11 protein-coding genes are annotated in these 14,607 nt (G+C 60.5%); 9 read left to right on the top strand and 2 right to left on the bottom strand.

From position 1 onward, the window contains the following. Position 1: 1 nt before the first annotated feature. From livM to NBH21_RS10160, 6 genes are all read left to right on the top strand, one after another. On the top strand, positions 2-1,393 hold the full coding sequence (gene livM, locus NBH21_RS10185; protein WP_163900530.1) for a high-affinity branched-chain amino acid ABC transporter permease LivM: 1,392 nt from the start codon (positions 2-4) through the stop codon (positions 1,391-1,393). Further along, complete coding sequence (locus tag NBH21_RS10180; RefSeq protein WP_250915612.1) at positions 1,393-2,265, top strand: ABC transporter ATP-binding protein; 873 nt, start codon at positions 1,393-1,395, stop codon at positions 2,263-2,265. Before livM ends, NBH21_RS10180 begins: the two co-directional genes overlap by 1 nt. Beyond that, positions 2,265-2,993 carry an ABC transporter ATP-binding protein gene (locus NBH21_RS10175; protein ID WP_163900526.1) on the top strand — a complete coding sequence of 243 codons (729 nt, stop codon included), beginning with the start codon at positions 2,265-2,267 and terminating at the stop codon, positions 2,991-2,993. Before NBH21_RS10180 ends, NBH21_RS10175 begins: the two co-directional genes overlap by 1 nt. 19 nt (positions 2,994-3,012) lie before the next feature. Then, the gene (locus NBH21_RS10170) at positions 3,013-3,366 is read left to right on the top strand and encodes a DUF6867 family protein (RefSeq protein WP_163900524.1); all 354 of its coding nucleotides are present in this window, start codon (positions 3,013-3,015) and stop codon (positions 3,364-3,366) included. A 140-nt stretch (positions 3,367-3,506) separates the two neighbouring features. Then, positions 3,507-4,625, top strand: coding sequence for a branched-chain amino acid ABC transporter substrate-binding protein (locus tag NBH21_RS10165; RefSeq protein ID WP_250915613.1), 1,119 nt, complete (start codon positions 3,507-3,509; stop codon positions 4,623-4,625). 182 nt (positions 4,626-4,807) lie between these two features. After that, positions 4,808-6,454, top strand: coding sequence for an acyl-CoA synthetase (locus NBH21_RS10160; protein ID WP_425340396.1), 1,647 nt, complete (start codon positions 4,808-4,810; stop codon positions 6,452-6,454). A gap of 173 nt (positions 6,455-6,627) precedes the next feature. On the opposite strand, the gene NBH21_RS10155 is transcribed toward NBH21_RS10160, so the two are convergent. Both NBH21_RS10155 and NBH21_RS10150 read right to left on the bottom strand, forming a co-directional pair. Next, positions 6,628-7,551 carry a response regulator gene (locus tag NBH21_RS10155; protein WP_250915614.1) on the bottom strand — a complete coding sequence of 308 codons (924 nt, stop codon included), beginning with the start codon at positions 7,549-7,551 and terminating at the stop codon, positions 6,628-6,630. Then, positions 7,544-10,927, bottom strand: a complete 3,384-nt coding sequence (locus NBH21_RS10150; RefSeq protein ID WP_250915615.1) for a hybrid sensor histidine kinase/response regulator — start codon at positions 10,925-10,927, stop codon at positions 7,544-7,546. The genes NBH21_RS10155 and NBH21_RS10150 overlap by 8 nt, the downstream gene beginning before the upstream one ends. Positions 10,928-11,236: 309 nt before the next feature. Between NBH21_RS10150 and olsC the strand changes: the two genes are divergently transcribed. The 3 genes from olsC (at position 11,237) to urtA (ending at position 14,456) form a co-directional block, all read left to right on the top strand. After that, positions 11,237-12,067: an ornithine lipid ester-linked acyl 2-hydroxylase OlsC gene (gene olsC / locus NBH21_RS10145; RefSeq protein WP_250915616.1), complete on the top strand. Its 831-nt coding sequence runs from the start codon at positions 11,237-11,239 to the stop codon at positions 12,065-12,067. Between the two features lie 245 nt (positions 12,068-12,312). Beyond that, a complete protein-coding gene (locus tag NBH21_RS10140; protein WP_250916399.1) occupies positions 12,313-12,945 on the top strand; it encodes a TerC family protein in 633 nt (210 codons plus the stop codon). Between the two features lie 221 nt (positions 12,946-13,166). After that, positions 13,167-14,456: an urea ABC transporter substrate-binding protein gene (urtA, locus tag NBH21_RS10135; protein WP_250915617.1), complete on the top strand. Its 1,290-nt coding sequence runs from the start codon at positions 13,167-13,169 to the stop codon at positions 14,454-14,456. Positions 14,457-14,607: the final 151 nt, after the last annotated feature.

Genomic DNA, 14,607 nt, shown 5'->3' with positions numbered 1-14,607 from the left:
CATGACAAATTCTGCAAACGTGACCGGTGCACCTCAATCCGGAACCCTTGCGCGCGCGATCAAGGAAGGCATTTTTGCCGGTGTTCTCGCCCTTGGCCTGTTCATTCTCTATGTCGGCATCAAGACCGATCAGGACATCAATAATGCCCTGATCTGGTATCCGCGATGGGGCCTTCTGGCGATCTTCGTGGCGATTGCCGCGATCGGCCGCTTCCTCATAGTCGGCTTTTTCCATCCGTGGGCCCGTGCCCGCAAGGAACTCCGTGCACAGGTGCCGGTACACGAGATCGAAGCCAAGCCTTCCTTCTTCCACCAGCATTTCCTGAAGATCGCGCTTCTGGCGCTGCTTCTCTACCCGCCTGTCATCGTCGCGCTGACCGGTCTGCAAGGCTCGCTGAAATATGTCGACAACTTCGGCATTCAGATCCTGATTTATGTCATGCTGGCGTGGGGCCTGAACATCGTGGTGGGTCTCGCCGGTCTGCTCGACCTCGGCTATGTCGCCTTCTACGCGGTCGGTGCCTATTCTTACGCGCTGTTGTCGCAGCAGTTCGGCCTGTCCTTCTGGGTCCTGCTGCCGCTGTCCGGCATTCTCGCAGCCTTCTGGGGCATCATCCTCGGTTTCCCGGTCTTGCGTCTTCGCGGTGATTACCTTGCCATCGTGACGCTGGCCTTCGGTGAGATCATCCGTCTCGTCCTCATCAACTGGACGGATGTGACCAAGGGCACGTTCGGCATCTCCGGCATTCCGAAGGCAACGCTGTTCGGCATCAAGTTCGATGCGTCGGCAACCGGGTTTGCCAAGACCTTCGGTCTGCCGATGTCTTCGGTCTACTACAAGATCTTCCTCTTCTACATCATTCTCGCGCTTTGCCTGCTGACGGCCTATGTGACGATCCGTCTTCGCCGGATGCCGATCGGCCGTGCATGGGAAGCGCTGCGCGAAGACGAGATCGCCTGCCGCTCGCTCGGCATCAACACCGTGGCGACCAAGCTTACGGCCTTTGCGACCGGAGCGATGTTCGGCGGCTTCGCCGGCTCCTTCTTCGCGGCGCGCCAGGGCTTTGTTTCGCCGGAAAGCTTCGTCTTCCTGGAATCGGCCGTCATTCTCGCCATCGTCGTTCTAGGCGGCATGGGTTCGCTGACGGGTATCGCCATTGCGGCCATAGTAATGGTCGGCGGCACCGAGTTGCTGCGTGAAATGGAATTCCTGAAGGTCGTCTTCGGGCCTGACTTCACGCCGGAACTCTACCGCATGCTGTTGTTCGGTCTGGCCATGATCGTCGTGATGCTGTTCAAGCCGCGTGGCTTCGTCGGCTCGCGTCAACCGACAGCCTTCCTCAAGGAGAGCAAGGCAGTCTCGGGAAGCTTCACCAAGGAAGGTCACGGCTGATGACTTCCGGAACCACTACGATGACGAACGACACGATCCTCAAAGTCGAACATCTCTCGATGAAGTTCGGCGGCCTGATGGCAATCAACGACTTCTCCTTCGAGGCCAAGCGCGGCGATATTACCGCCCTGATCGGTCCGAACGGGGCGGGCAAAACGACGGTGTTCAACTGCATCACCGGCTTCTACAAGCCGACCATGGGCATGATCACGATGACCCAGAATTCCGGCAGGCAATTCCTTTTGGAGCGCTTGCCGGACTTCGAGATCCCCAAGAAGGCGAAGGTGGCGCGTACCTTCCAGAACATCCGTCTGTTCTCGGGCCTGACTGTTCTGGAAAATCTGCTGGTGGCCCAGCACAACGTGTTGATGAAGGCTTCGGGCTTCACCGTGCTCGGCCTTCTCGGGCTGCCGACCTACAAGCGCGCAGCGGCCGAGGCGATTGAGAAGGCCAAGTACTGGCTGGAGAAGGCGGATCTGACCGATCGCGCCGACGATCCGGCCGGCGATCTGCCCTACGGTGCGCAGCGTCGTCTGGAGATCGCGCGCGCCATGTGCACGGGTCCGGAACTGCTCTGCCTCGACGAACCGGCGGCCGGTCTGAACCCGAAGGAGTCTCTGGCGCTCAACACGCTCCTGCGTTCCATTCGTAACGAGGGAACCTCGCTGTTGCTGATCGAGCACGACATGTCTGTGGTTATGGAAATCTCCGACCATGTCGTGGTGCTCGAATACGGCCAGAAGATCTCGGACGGCACGCCGAACGAAGTAAAGAACGACCCGAAGGTGATCGCCGCCTATCTGGGTGTCGAGGATGAAGAGTTGACCGACGCAATTTCCGAGGTCGAAGCCGTTGCCGGGAGTGAAGATTGATGACCGGTGAACCGCTTCTGAAAGTACAGGGTGTCGAAACCTACTACGGCAATATCCGGGCACTGGCCGGGGTGGATGTCGAAGTGCGCCCGGGTGAAATCGTCAGCCTGATCGGCGCCAACGGCGCCGGCAAGTCGACGCTGATGATGACGATCTGCGGCAGCCCGCAGGCCCGCACCGGCTCGATCATCTTCGACGGCACCGATATCACCAAGATGCCGACGCACATGATCGCCCGCCGGCGTATCGCCCAGTCGCCGGAAGGGCGTCGTATCTTCCCGCGCATGACAGTTCTGGAAAACCTCCAGATGGGTGCAGGTCTCGATAACCTGAAGTATTTCCATGAGGACGTGGAGAAGGTCTTCACCATGTTCCCGCGTCTCAAGGAACGTCAGAGCCAGCGCGGCGGCACGCTCTCCGGCGGCGAGCAGCAGATGCTTTCCATCGGCCGTGCGCTGATGGCGCGTCCGAAGCTGCTTCTGCTGGACGAGCCGTCGCTCGGTCTCGCACCGCTGATCGTCAAGGGCATCTTCGAGGCGATCAAGAAGCTGAACCAGGAAGAGGGCCTTACGGTCTTCCTCGTCGAGCAGAACGCATTCGCTGCGCTGAAACTCTCCGATCGTGCCTATGTCATGGTCAACGGCAAGGTCACGATGAGTGGCACGGGCAAGGAGCTGCTTGCGGATCCTTCTGTCCGCGCGGCCTATCTCGAAGGCGGCCACCATTGAGCGGGCAGGGAGAATAGATATGCAAGGCTTGTTTTTCGAAAACGATACCGGCGTCCGCTACGTTCTGCGCTTCCTCGTACTGCTGCTCGGTTTCTGGACCGCGTGGCGGACCGGCAAGGCGGTGGCCGAGGGATGGCACGGTTACCCGACGGTCGTCGTCTATACTTTGCTGCTGGGTTTCGCCATGCGCTTCCTGCACTATGCCCTTTTTCAGGGGCCTATGGTCAGCCCGGCTCTCTATGTGATCGATGTTGTTGTTCTTCTTGTGTTTTCCATTGCCGGCTTCCAGAGCCGCCGTACGACGCAGATGGTCGACAACTACTATTGGCTCTATGAACGGACCTCTCCGTTTTCATGGAAGAAGAAAGATTGACAGCCGCGTTTTTCTCGCCTCACATTGGCGAAAATAACGTGAGCTTTCATAAGAGTGGAACAGCTTTTCCGACGCAGTCATGGTGGGTATTGCGCCGGGTTTCTGAAACCAAACCCGCTTTAAAAATTGGGAGTAACAAAATGAAGAAGTCTCTCCTTTCAGCCGTTGCGCTGACGGCTCTCGTGGCCTTCGGCGGCAACGCCTGGGCTGACGTGCTGATCGGCGTCGGCGGTCCGCTGACCGGCCCGAACGCTGCCTTCGGTGCGCAGCTGCAGAAGGGTGCCGAGCAGGCTGCTGCCGACATCAACGCGGCTGGTGGCATCAACGGCGAACAGATCAAGATCGTTCTCGGCGACGATGTGTCGGACCCGAAGCAGGGCATCTCGGTTGCCAACAAGTTCGTTGCTGACGGCGTCAAGTTCGTTGTCGGTCACTTCAACTCCGGCGTTTCCATCCCGGCTTCCGAAGTCTATGCCGAAAACGGCATTCTCGAAATCACCCCGGCTGCTACCAACCCGGTCTTCACCGAGCGCGGCCTGTGGAACACCTTCCGTACCTGCGGTCGTGACGACCAGCAGGGCTCTATCGCTGGCGCTTACCTTGCCGACCACTTCAAGGACGCCAAGATCGCCGTCGTTCACGACAAGACCCCCTACGGTCAGGGCCTTGCTGACGAAACCAAGAAGGCCATGAACGCAGCCGGCGTGACGGAAGTCATGTACGAAGGCGTCAACACCGGTGACAAGGACTTCTCCGCTCTCATCGCCAAGATGAAGGAAGCCGGCGTTTCCATCATCTACTGGGGTGGTCTCCACACCGAAGCCGGTCTGATCATCCGTCAGGCTGCCGACCAGGGCCTCAAGGCTACGCTCGTTTCGGGTGACGGTATCGTTTCGAACGAACTGGCATCGATCGCTGGTGACGCCGTTGCCGGTACGCTGAACACCTTCGGCCCGGATCCGACGCTGCGTCCGGAAAACAAGGAACTCGTAGAGAAGTTCAAGGCTGCCGGCTTCAACCCGGAGGCTTACACCCTCTACTCCTATTCCGCCGTTCAGGTCATTGCCGAAGCCGCCAAGGCTGCCGGTTCGCTCGAATCCGAAGCCGTTGCCGAAGCTATGAAGAAGGGCAAGTTCCCGACTGCTCTCGGCGAAATCTCCTTCGACGAAAAGGGCGACCCGAAGCTTCCGGGCTACGTCATGTACGAATGGAAGAAGGGCGCCGACGGCAAGTACACCTACATCCAGCAGGGTATGTGATACGCTCTTGCGATCTGGCTACGGAAGCCCGGCCTCGTGCCGGGCTTCTGCTTTTGTGACCACGCGCATTGCCGTGCAGCCCGGTTTCAACCGGAAATGGTTCTTAGCCCAACGGACTATATTGCGTCCGCGATCAAATGGGTAATACTCCTCCCGTCTATGAGAGTTGGGAGGCTCACACTATGCATGGAATGACGATTCCGCACGGGGAGGGAATCTACGATCGCGAGCTGGACAAGAACGCCGCGAACTTTTCCCAGATGACTCCGCTGAGTTTCATCGAGCGCTCCGCCCAGGTTTATCCCGGACGAACCGCCGTGGTTTATGGCGATGTGCGCCGCAACTGGCTGCAGACCTATGACCGCGTTCGGCGCATCGCCAGCTCACTGGCCAATCGAGGCATCGGCCGGGGCGACACGGTGGCCGTGATCGCCGCCAACATCCCCGAGATATTCGAATGCCATTTCGCCGTGCCGATGACCGGCGCGGTTCTCAACGCCATCAATACGCGGCTGGATGCCGAGGCGATCGCGTTCATTCTGAACCACGGCGAGGCGCGCCTGCTGATCGTCGATCCCGAGTTCGCGGATGTCGCCGAGCGCGCCGTTCATATCGCGGGACGGCCGATCGAGATCGTCGACATCATCGACCCGAGTTTTTCCGGTGGGCATCGCCTTGGCGAGGTGACTTATGACGATCTCCTCGATGAGGGTAATCCCAACTTCAAATGGGAGCGGCCCGTCGACGAGTGGGACGCGATCAGCCTCAACTATACCTCCGGCACGACGGGCGATCCGAAGGGCGTCGTCTATCATCATCGCGGCGCCTATCTGAACGCCGTCGGTAATATCCTGACCTGGGGCATGGCCAATCATCCGGTCTATCTCTGGACGTTGCCAATGTTCCACTGCAACGGCTGGTGCTTCCCCTGGACGATTGCCGCCGCCGCCGGCACATCCATCTGCCTGCGGTCCGTGCGCGTCGAGCCGATCTACGATCTCATCCGTTCGGAAAAGGTCACGCATTTCTGCGGCGCCCCCATCGTGCTCAACCTGCTCGCCCATGCGCCGGATGAGCTGAAAGCGGGGATCGACCACAAGGTTTCCGTCATGACAGCCGGTGCTGCACCTCCGGCGGCGGTGATCGAGGCGATGGAAGAACTGGGCTTCGACGTCACCCATACCTATGGTCTGACCGAGACTTATGGTCCGGCCGTCGTCTGCGCATGGCATGACGAGTGGAACGATCACGATATCTCCGAAAAGGCACGGCTGAAGGCTCGTCAGGGGGTGCGTTACTCGGTGCTGGACGGCCTGATGGTCGCCGATCCGGAGACGCTGGAGCCCGTTCCGAGCGACGGCGAGACCATGGGCGAGATTTTCTTCCGCGGCAACAATGTGATGCGCGGCTATCTCAAGAACCCGTCCTCCACGGACAAGGCCTTCGCCGGCGGTTGGTTCCATTCCGGCGACCTCGCGGTCTGCCATGCGGATGGCTATATCGAGATCAAGGACCGTTCCAAGGACATCATCATTTCCGGTGGTGAGAATATCTCCTCGATCGAGGTCGAGGGCGTTCTCTACCGGCATCCTGCGGTCATGGAGGCGGCCATCGTCGCCCGTCCCGACGAGAAGTGGGGCGAAACCCCTTGCGCCTTCATTGGTCTGAAGCCGGGAGCGACGGTGACGGAAAAGGAACTGATCGATTTCTGCCGCGCCAACATGGCGCATTACAAGGCGCCGAAGACGGTGGTGTTCGGGCCTCTGCCGAAGACATCGACCGGCAAGATCCAGAAGTTCGTTCTGCGTGAAAAGGCGCGGGCGCTTTGAGAGTGAGATCCGCCATCGAACGGCGGACATGATATCAAGACAAAAGCCCCTCATCCCCTGCCGGGACCTTCTCCCCGCGGGCGGGGAGAAGGTGAAGGGCGCACCGTTGGCACTCCCTCGCCCCGCTTGCAGGGAGAGGGGTGGGGTGAGGGGCAAAGCCGATAGGCCTGTTCTCAATCCACATGCAGGACATTCGCCGCCTTGACCGCGGCGGAGGCCCGGTTTTCGACGCCGAGTTTTACGTATATCTGCTCAAGGTGCTTGTTCACTGTGCGGGCCGAAAGGCCGAGGATGTCGCCGATGTCGCGGTTGGATTTGCCTTTGGCAATCCAGAGCAGCACCTCGGATTCCCGCTGGGTGAGGGTGAAGTGGCGGCGTAGCGTCTCGTCGTCGCTGGTGCGATTGGAGACGGTCAGGCGGAACAGGTATTCATCGGAGCCGATGGCGCCGAGATAGCCGAGTTGCAGGGCCGCGCCGCCGCCGTGGGTGAAGCTGAAGCTGCTTTCGGCCTGCGCGCCGACACTCTCACGCTTCGTCATCCACTCCGCGATTGCGCGCGCCACGAGATCAAGACCATCGGAGCGACTGGTGGCGGTTTCGGCAAGCCGTGTCGCCTGCGGGGTCGACCAGTGGATGCTGCCGTCGCCTTTCACCGCAAGCAGGTGCCGGCCGGCGGCGTCGAGCGCCACGCGCGCGCTCTGGGCCGAGCGGGCGTTGGTGAGGTGCACCCGGATGCGGGCGCGCAGTTCGTCGATATTGATCGGCTTGGTGAGATAATCGACGCCGCCCGATTCCAGCGCGTGGACGATATGCTCCGTCTCCGACAGGCCGGTCATGAAGATCACCGGCACCTGGGCGACGGCAGCGTCCTCCTTCAATCTGCGGCAGGTCTCGAAACCGTCCATGCCGGGCATGACGGCATCGAGCAGGATGATGTCGGGGCTGATGCGGGCGACGATGGACAGCGCGACCTGTCCAGACGTGGCGATCAGCACGGAAAAGCCCGCCTGTTCCAGCGCATCGGTCAGGAAACCGAGCGCTTCCGGGCTGTCATCGACCAACAAAACGATGTCGCGGGGCCGGCCGGCATCAACCACGGGTCTCCTCCTTGCCCGGCTGGAACGTCTTCAGGAAGGCGATGTAGCCTGTCATGTCGAAACCCTGTACGAAGCTCTTCGATGTCTCGACGAAGGCCGCGTTGCCATCCAGTCTGGCGAGATCCGCCAGTTTCGCCTCGATGCCGCGCACATAGCCGATTTCCCCGAGTCGCAGCAACTCTTCCAGATGGGCCGGTCCCGGCGAGCGGGGTTTTGTCGGGGCGGGCGTGGCGGGCACGGGAGGCATCTCGTCGGCATAGATCCAGTCGAGCCCGAGATAGAGTGCCAGCTTGTCGCGCAGGCGCTTGACGTCGACCGGCTTGGCGATGGCATCGTTATGGCCGTCACCACCCGGAGCCGGGGCGTCGCCGATATTGGCCGAGAGCATGAGGATCGGGGCCGTCTGACTTGTTTCTCGCAATTTCTCCACAAGCTGCCAGCCGTTCATGCCGGGCATGGAGATGTCGACGAGGAAGAGATCGGGCTTCACGCCCTCGATCAGCGTCAGGCAGTCGGGGCCGCTGCTCGCGGTCAGGACAACGAAACCGAGGGGGGCAAGGACCTCGCGCATCAGGTCGCGGTGGTCCTCGTTGTCATCGACCACGACGATGGTGCGGCGCGGGCCGGTGTAGGAAACGATCTTCCTTTCCGGGGCGGGGGCCGTGCTCGGGCGCTCGATTGCCGACAGCATCAGCCGCACCTTGAAGGACGAGCCCTTGCCGGGCTCGCTCGTCACAGCGATTTCGCCGCCGAGCGTGTTGGTGAGCAGCTTGGTGATGGTCAGCCCCAGTCCGAGACCGGGTTGCGGTTTGACGATTTCGGCCTCGCCACGCTGGAAGGGCTCGTAGATGCGGTTGAGATCGCGCTCGGAAATGCCGCGCCCGGTATCCGAGATCGTGAAGGTCGCAACCTGGCTGCGATAACCGACATCGAAACGCACAGTTCCTTCTTCGGTGAACTTGATCGCGTTGGAGAGCAGGTTGACGAGGATCTGGCGAAGCCGCTTCTCGTCGGTGCGGACATATTGCGGCAGTGCGCGCGAGCGATCATGCTCGAAGATAAGGTCCTTGACGGCGGCCTGCGGTGCGAACATGTCGATGAGTTGGTCGAGAAAATCCTGGATGTTCAGCTCGTTGGAAAACACCTGCAGGCGGCCGGCCTCGATCTTGGAGATGTCCAGCAGTCCGTCGATCAGGCCGGACAGGTGGTCGGCGGACCGCCTGATGACCTTGATCGCCGATTGCCGCGGTGCGGGGATCGTCTCGTCGTGTTCGAGGATCTGGGCATAGCCCATGACGGCGTTGAGCGGCGTGCGCAGTTCGTGGGAAAGGCCGACGACGTAACGGCTCTTTGCCCGGTTGGCGGCTTCGGCCGTCTCCTTGGCGGTCTGCAGCGCCGCATCGGTCTTGCGGTGGGCGGCGATTTCCTTCAGCAGCAGCGTGTTCTGGCGGGAGGATTCCTCCTCTGCGACGACGCGGCTGTCATGGGCGAGCACGTAGAACCAGCTTGCGATGCCGGAGATCATGGAGAACACGAAGAAGACGATCAGAACCGTGCGGTTGACGACTTCCGCAGTGTCGGGCGAGCGGGAGGCGACCTGATGGGCGATGAGCGCGAGGATCGCGCCGATCACTGAAATGGCGATGACGGAGGTGATCGCGTATCTGCCAAGGCGGGTGGATAGCCAGGCGATCATGTCCTGCGGCAGCAGACGCGCGGCCACAGCCGCCGTCTGGGCGTTGAGCTTCGCCTGCGGCTTGCACATGTCGTGGCAGCGGCTGTCGAGCGAACAGCAGAGCGAGCAGATCGGCGCCGCATAGGCGGGGCACCATGCCATGTCCTCTGGCTCGAAGGGGTGTTCGCAGATCGAGCAGGTGATCGAGCCGAGCGTCTTCCAGCTCTGGCGGGGCTTGCGGGCGAGATAGAATTTGCCACGCGTGCCCCATGCGATCAGCGGCGAGATCACGAAGGAAAGAAGCGTGATGTAGGTGGCAAGCGATGCCATCAGCGGACCGAACAGGCCGAAATGGGCGGCGAGCGCCACGCCGGAGGAAAGAAGCAATGTACCGCAGCCGACGGGATTGATGTCGTAGAGGTGGGCGCGCTTGAATTCGATGCCGGGAGGCGCGAGACCCAGAGGCTTGTTGACGAAGAGATCGGCGGAAATCGTGCAGAGCCACGCCATGGCAATAATGGAGAAGATGCCGAGCGTCTCCTCCAGCAGCCGGTAGATGCCGAGTTCCATCAGAAGCAGCGCGATCGCCACGTTGAAGACCAGCCAGACGACGCGGCCGGGATGGCTGTGGGTCAGTCGCGAGAAGAAGTTCGACCACGCCAGCGAGCCGGCATAGGCGTTCATGACGTTGATCTTGAGCTGCGAGACCATGACGAAGCAGGCCATCAGCAGCATGGCCGCCGTCTCGTTCGGGATCATGTAGCCGAAGGCGGCGAGATACATATGCGCCGGGTCGGCCGCTTCGCGGGCGGGAACGCCGGTCGAAAGCGTCAGCACCGCAAGGAAGGAGCCTGCGAGCAGTTTCGGAACGCCGAGCACCACCCAGCCCGAACCAGCAAGGAAGACGGCGAAGCGATGGCGGAGCTTTCGCCCGCCTTCGGGCGGCAGGAAGCGCAGGAAGTCCACCTGCTCGCCGATCTGCGGCATCAGCGCCAGAATGACGGCGGAGGCCGCACCGAACTCCAGGAGATCGAAGGGGGCTATGCCGCCGGTCTGAGCATTGGAATGGCCGATACCGGCGAATGCGCGCCAGAGATCGAATTTCTCCCAGTCGGCAAAGGCGATGAAGATAAAGGGCAGGATATTGAGGACGATCCAGAAGGGCTGGGTCAGCAGCTGGAAGCGGGAGATGAGCTGCACGCCGTAGGTGACGAGGGGTATGACCACCATGGCCGAGACGATGTAGCCGATCCACAGCGGTATGCCGAAGGCAAGCTCCAGCGCGCCGGTCATGATCGATGCCTCGATCGCAAACAGCATGAAGGTGAAGCTCGCATAGATCAGCGAGGTGATGGTGGAGCCGATATAGCCGAAGCCGGCGCCGCGGGTCAGCAGGTCGATATCGACCCCGTGGCGGATGGCGTAGCGGCTGATGGGTAGCCCCACGACCAGCATGGCGATAGCGGCCGCAAGAATGGCGAAGACCGCATTGGTGGTGCCGTAGGACAGCGTGATGGTGCCGCCGATCGCTTCGAGAGCGAGAAAGGAGATGGCGCCGATGGCTGTCTGCGAAATCCGGCTGGAGGAAAACTTGCGGGCACTCTTGGCCGTGAAGCGCAGCGCATAGTCTTCCAGCGTCTGATTGGCCACCCAGCGATTATATTCGCGGCGGACGGGGATGATGCGTTGGCGTGCGGCCATGCCTAAAAACTAGTGTCCGATTGAAGGTGATTGCGGATTAGGCAGTCTTTCCGGGAATGACTGGAATTGCAAGGGGCGGGGAAGGAAGGGTGCTGCCTGCAACAATGCGTGAAAGGCGTGGAAACAGGCGGCTGAACGGTTTCATGACGGAAAGTGTCACAATTTATCCGCTATTCCGACAAAGATGGTCGAGATTGCGGTTCTGGCCGAGGCAAGCGTGGGGAGGAGGGCTTGCATTGCGCCGGTTGCCGTCTGTAAACCCGAAGAACATGTTTTCAAGTTTCAATCCTGAACGTCACGGAGCCTGATGTGGCTGCACCCTTTTCCGCCGATTCTAATACCCCCGAGCCGCAGCAGACCTTTGCAACCGATGGCATAGCACCGATGGACCGGCCGAGCGCCATTACGCGTGCCTTCATGGGCATCGTCGCATGGGCGGAGGGCCTGAACCTCAAATACGCCAAGCTCGGCAATCCGCCGGTCTACGACAATGCGACCTTCCCCTGGGCTGCAGAAATCGAGAAGGCGGCGCCGGCGATCCGCGCCGAACTAGACCGCATTCTCCTGCGCAAGAACGAGTTGCCGACGTTCCAGGACATTTCCACCGATGTGAAGACGATCTCGACCGACAATGGCTGGAAGACCTTCTTCCTGCTCGGCTTCGGGGTGAAGTCGGAACAGAATATCCGGTCGTGCCCGGAAACATGGAAGGCCATGCAGAAGATCCCCGGCCTGACGACGGTGATGTTCTCGATCTTCGAGCCGGGCAAGCACCTGCCGCCGCATCGCGGTCCTTATAACGGTGTGCTTCGCCTGCATCTCGGCATGATCGTTCCCGAAAATACCGGTGACAACCTCGCTATCCGAGTCAAGGATCAGGTCTGCCACTGGGAGGAGGGCAAGGTCCTTATTTTCGACGACGCCTATGAGCACGAGGCGTGGAACCACACGGACAAGACGCGCGTCGTTCTGTTCGTCGATTTCGTCAAGCCGCTGAAGTTCCCGGCGCGGCTGGTCAACTGGCTGTTGATGAACATGGCGATCTTCACGCCCTTCATCCGCGAAGGTCTCGACAACCACAAGGAATGGGAAAAGAAGTTCTACGCCGAAGCCGAGGCGCTGCGGAACCGTCCGAACTGAGCGTCGCGGAAGCGACGCAGTCATTCGAAGGGGCGCTCGCGCCCCTTCTTGCCATCCGGTTTGGGTCGGCGATCCCGCGGCTCAACCTGGAGGGCAACGATCTCGCAAAGGCAGCGCTTTTTAGAAAACGCAAAAAATATTGCGACAAACCCCATATTTTCCGGTCATTTGCCTTGTCATGCTGCGCTTGGGGTCTATAGCGGGACACACAATCAGTCTCTGAAATCCACGGTTCCAAAATCATGATGGAAATTTTCACTGCCGCAGGCTTTGCGGCACTTCTTCAGGTTATTGCTGTCGATCTCGTTCTTGCAGGCGACAATGCCATCGTCATCGGCCTTGCTGCTGCCGGTCTTCCCGATCACCAGCGTCAGAAGGCCATCCTTGTCGGCATTGGCGCGGCAACCGTGCTGCGTGTCAGCTTCGCGACCCTGACGGCCTTTCTCCTCGGCATTGTCGGCCTGCAACTGCTTGGCGGCCTGATGCTGTCATGGGTCTGCTGGAAGATGTGGAGCGAACTGCGCGCGGCCGCGCATGAGCCGCACAAGCAGGGTGAGACCGACGACACCGAATTCAGTGTCAAGCAGAAGACGTTCCTGATGGCTGCCACCGAGATCGTGGTTGCTGACGTTTCCATGTCGCTCGACAACGTTTTGGCCGTTGCCGGCGCCGCCAAGGAACACACGAGCGTCCTCATCATCGGCCTCATCCTGTCGATCGGACTGATGGGGCTTGCCGCGAGCCTCGTCGCACGCCTACTGCACCGTCACCGCTGGATTGCCTATGTCGGCCTCGGCGTCATCGCCTATGTGACGGTCAACATGATCTACCATGGTGCGGTCGAAGTCTGGCCGATCCTCATCGGTTGGCTTGCCTGAAAAACGCAATCTGTTTCGACAGATATCCCAATGACGCCGGCTTTCCCGAAGGGAGGCTGGCGTTGTCGTTTCGGCACCTTGCGCAACGGCACCCGTTATCTTCCCCCCTTGGTACGTCAAACGACGTATACGGTTTTGCGCTGCAGCGTCGGATAGTCCCTCTCAGCAACGGTTAAAGCTTTTTAACCTTTCGTTGCGGAACAAGGAGAGGGGTTCAATCCATGAAACTCAAGGCAAAATTCACCGGCGCGTTGCTCGGCGCCATGCTGGCCACGACGGCTTTCCATGGCGCGCTTGCCGCCGACGACACGATCAAGATCGGCGTTCTGCATTCGCTGTCCGGCACGATGGCGATTTCCGAGACGACGCTCAAAGACGCCATGCTGATGCTCGTCGAAGAGCAGAACAAGAAGGGTGGCGTTCTCGGCAAGAAGCTCGAAGCCGTGGTCGTAGATCCGGCCTCCGACTGGCCGCTTTTCGCTGAGAAGGCCCGCCAGCTGATCTCCCAGGACAAGGTCGCGGCCGTATTCGGTTGCTGGACGTCTTCTTCCCGCAAGTCCGTTCTTCCGGTCTTCGAAGAGCTGAACTCGATCCTCTTCTACCCCGTCCAGTACGAAGGTGAAGAATCCTCCCGCAATATCTTCTACACCGGTGCCGCTCCGAACCAGCAGGCTATTCCGGCCGTCGACTACCTCGCCAGCACCGAAGGCGTCGAGCGCTGGGTTCTGGCCGGCACGGACTATGTCTATCCGCAGACCACCAACAAGATCCTGAAGGCCTACCTGATGTCGAAGGGCGTCAAGGAAGAGGACATCATGATCAACTACACGCCGTTCGGTCATTCCGACTGGCAGACGATCGTGTCCGACATCAAGAAGTTCGGTTCGGCCGGCAAGAAGACCGCCGTCGTTTCCACCATCAACGGCGACGCCAACGTTCCGTTCTACAAGGAACTCGCCAACCAGGGCATCAAGGCCGAAGACATTCCTGTCGTCGCCTTCTCTGTCGGTGAAGAAGAGCTTGCCGGTCTCGACACCGCTCCGCTGGTCGGCCACCTTGCCGCCTGGAACTACTTCCAGTCCGTCGACTCCGAGGTCAATGCCGAGTTCATCAAGGAATGGCATGCCTTCACCAAGAACGACAAGCGCGTGACCAATGACCCGATGGAAGCCGCCTATATCGGCTTCAACGCCTGGGTCAAGGCTGTCGAGGCTGCCGGCACGACCGACACCGACGCCGTTCTCGACTCGATCATCGGCGTTTCCGTTCCGAACCTCTCGGGTGGTTATTCCACCGTCATGCCGAACCACCACATCACCAAGCCGGTGCTGATCGGCGAAATCCAGGCCGATGGCCAGTTCGACATCGTTCAGCAGACCCCGCAGGTGGTTGGCGACGAGTGGTCCGACTATCTGCCGGATTCGAAGGACCTGATCTCCGATTGGCGCAAGCCGATGTCGTGCGGCAACTTCAACGTTGCCACCGGCAAGTGCGGCGGCAAGGGCAGCTGATCCGCGTGAAGCACTAGGGGAGGCGTATCTCTCCCCAACCCCTCCCCGTCAGGGGAGGGGCTTTTTCGATACCCGTCCATGCTTGAACCGGCAGGAGGCGGCGCCGCGGTTCTTCTCCCCTTCCGTGGGGAGCTGACCAGCAGGTTAGAAG

The organism is Ciceribacter sichuanensis, assembly GCF_024055605.1.
Classification (GTDB): Bacteria; Pseudomonadota; Alphaproteobacteria; order Rhizobiales; family Rhizobiaceae; genus Allorhizobium; species Allorhizobium sichuanense.
This window is presented reverse-complemented; position numbering and strand designations above follow the sequence as displayed.

What these genes read in the sequence shown, in the direction of transcription:
- NBH21_RS10165 (WP_250915613.1), top strand. Translation starts at nt 3,507, where the DNA reads ATGAAGAAGTCTCTCCTTTCAGCCGTTGCGCTGACGGCTCTCGTGGCC.
- NBH21_RS10175 (WP_163900526.1), top strand. Translation starts at nt 2,265, where the DNA reads ATGACCGGTGAACCGCTTCTGAAAGTACAGGGTGTCGAAACCTACTAC.
- NBH21_RS10150 (WP_250915615.1), bottom strand. Translation starts at nt 10,927, where the DNA reads ATGGCCGCACGCCAACGCATCATCCCCGTCCGCCGCGAATATAATCGC.
- NBH21_RS10140 (WP_250916399.1), top strand. Translation starts at nt 12,313, where the DNA reads ATGGAAATTTTCACTGCCGCAGGCTTTGCGGCACTTCTTCAGGTTATT.
- livM (WP_163900530.1), top strand. Translation starts at nt 2, where the DNA reads ATGACAAATTCTGCAAACGTGACCGGTGCACCTCAATCCGGAACCCTT.
- urtA (WP_250915617.1), top strand. Translation starts at nt 13,167, where the DNA reads ATGAAACTCAAGGCAAAATTCACCGGCGCGTTGCTCGGCGCCATGCTG.
- NBH21_RS10180 (WP_250915612.1), top strand. Translation starts at nt 1,393, where the DNA reads ATGACTTCCGGAACCACTACGATGACGAACGACACGATCCTCAAAGTC.
- NBH21_RS10160 (WP_425340396.1), top strand. Translation starts at nt 4,808, where the DNA reads ATGCATGGAATGACGATTCCGCACGGGGAGGGAATCTACGATCGCGAG.
- NBH21_RS10170 (WP_163900524.1), top strand. Translation starts at nt 3,013, where the DNA reads ATGCAAGGCTTGTTTTTCGAAAACGATACCGGCGTCCGCTACGTTCTG.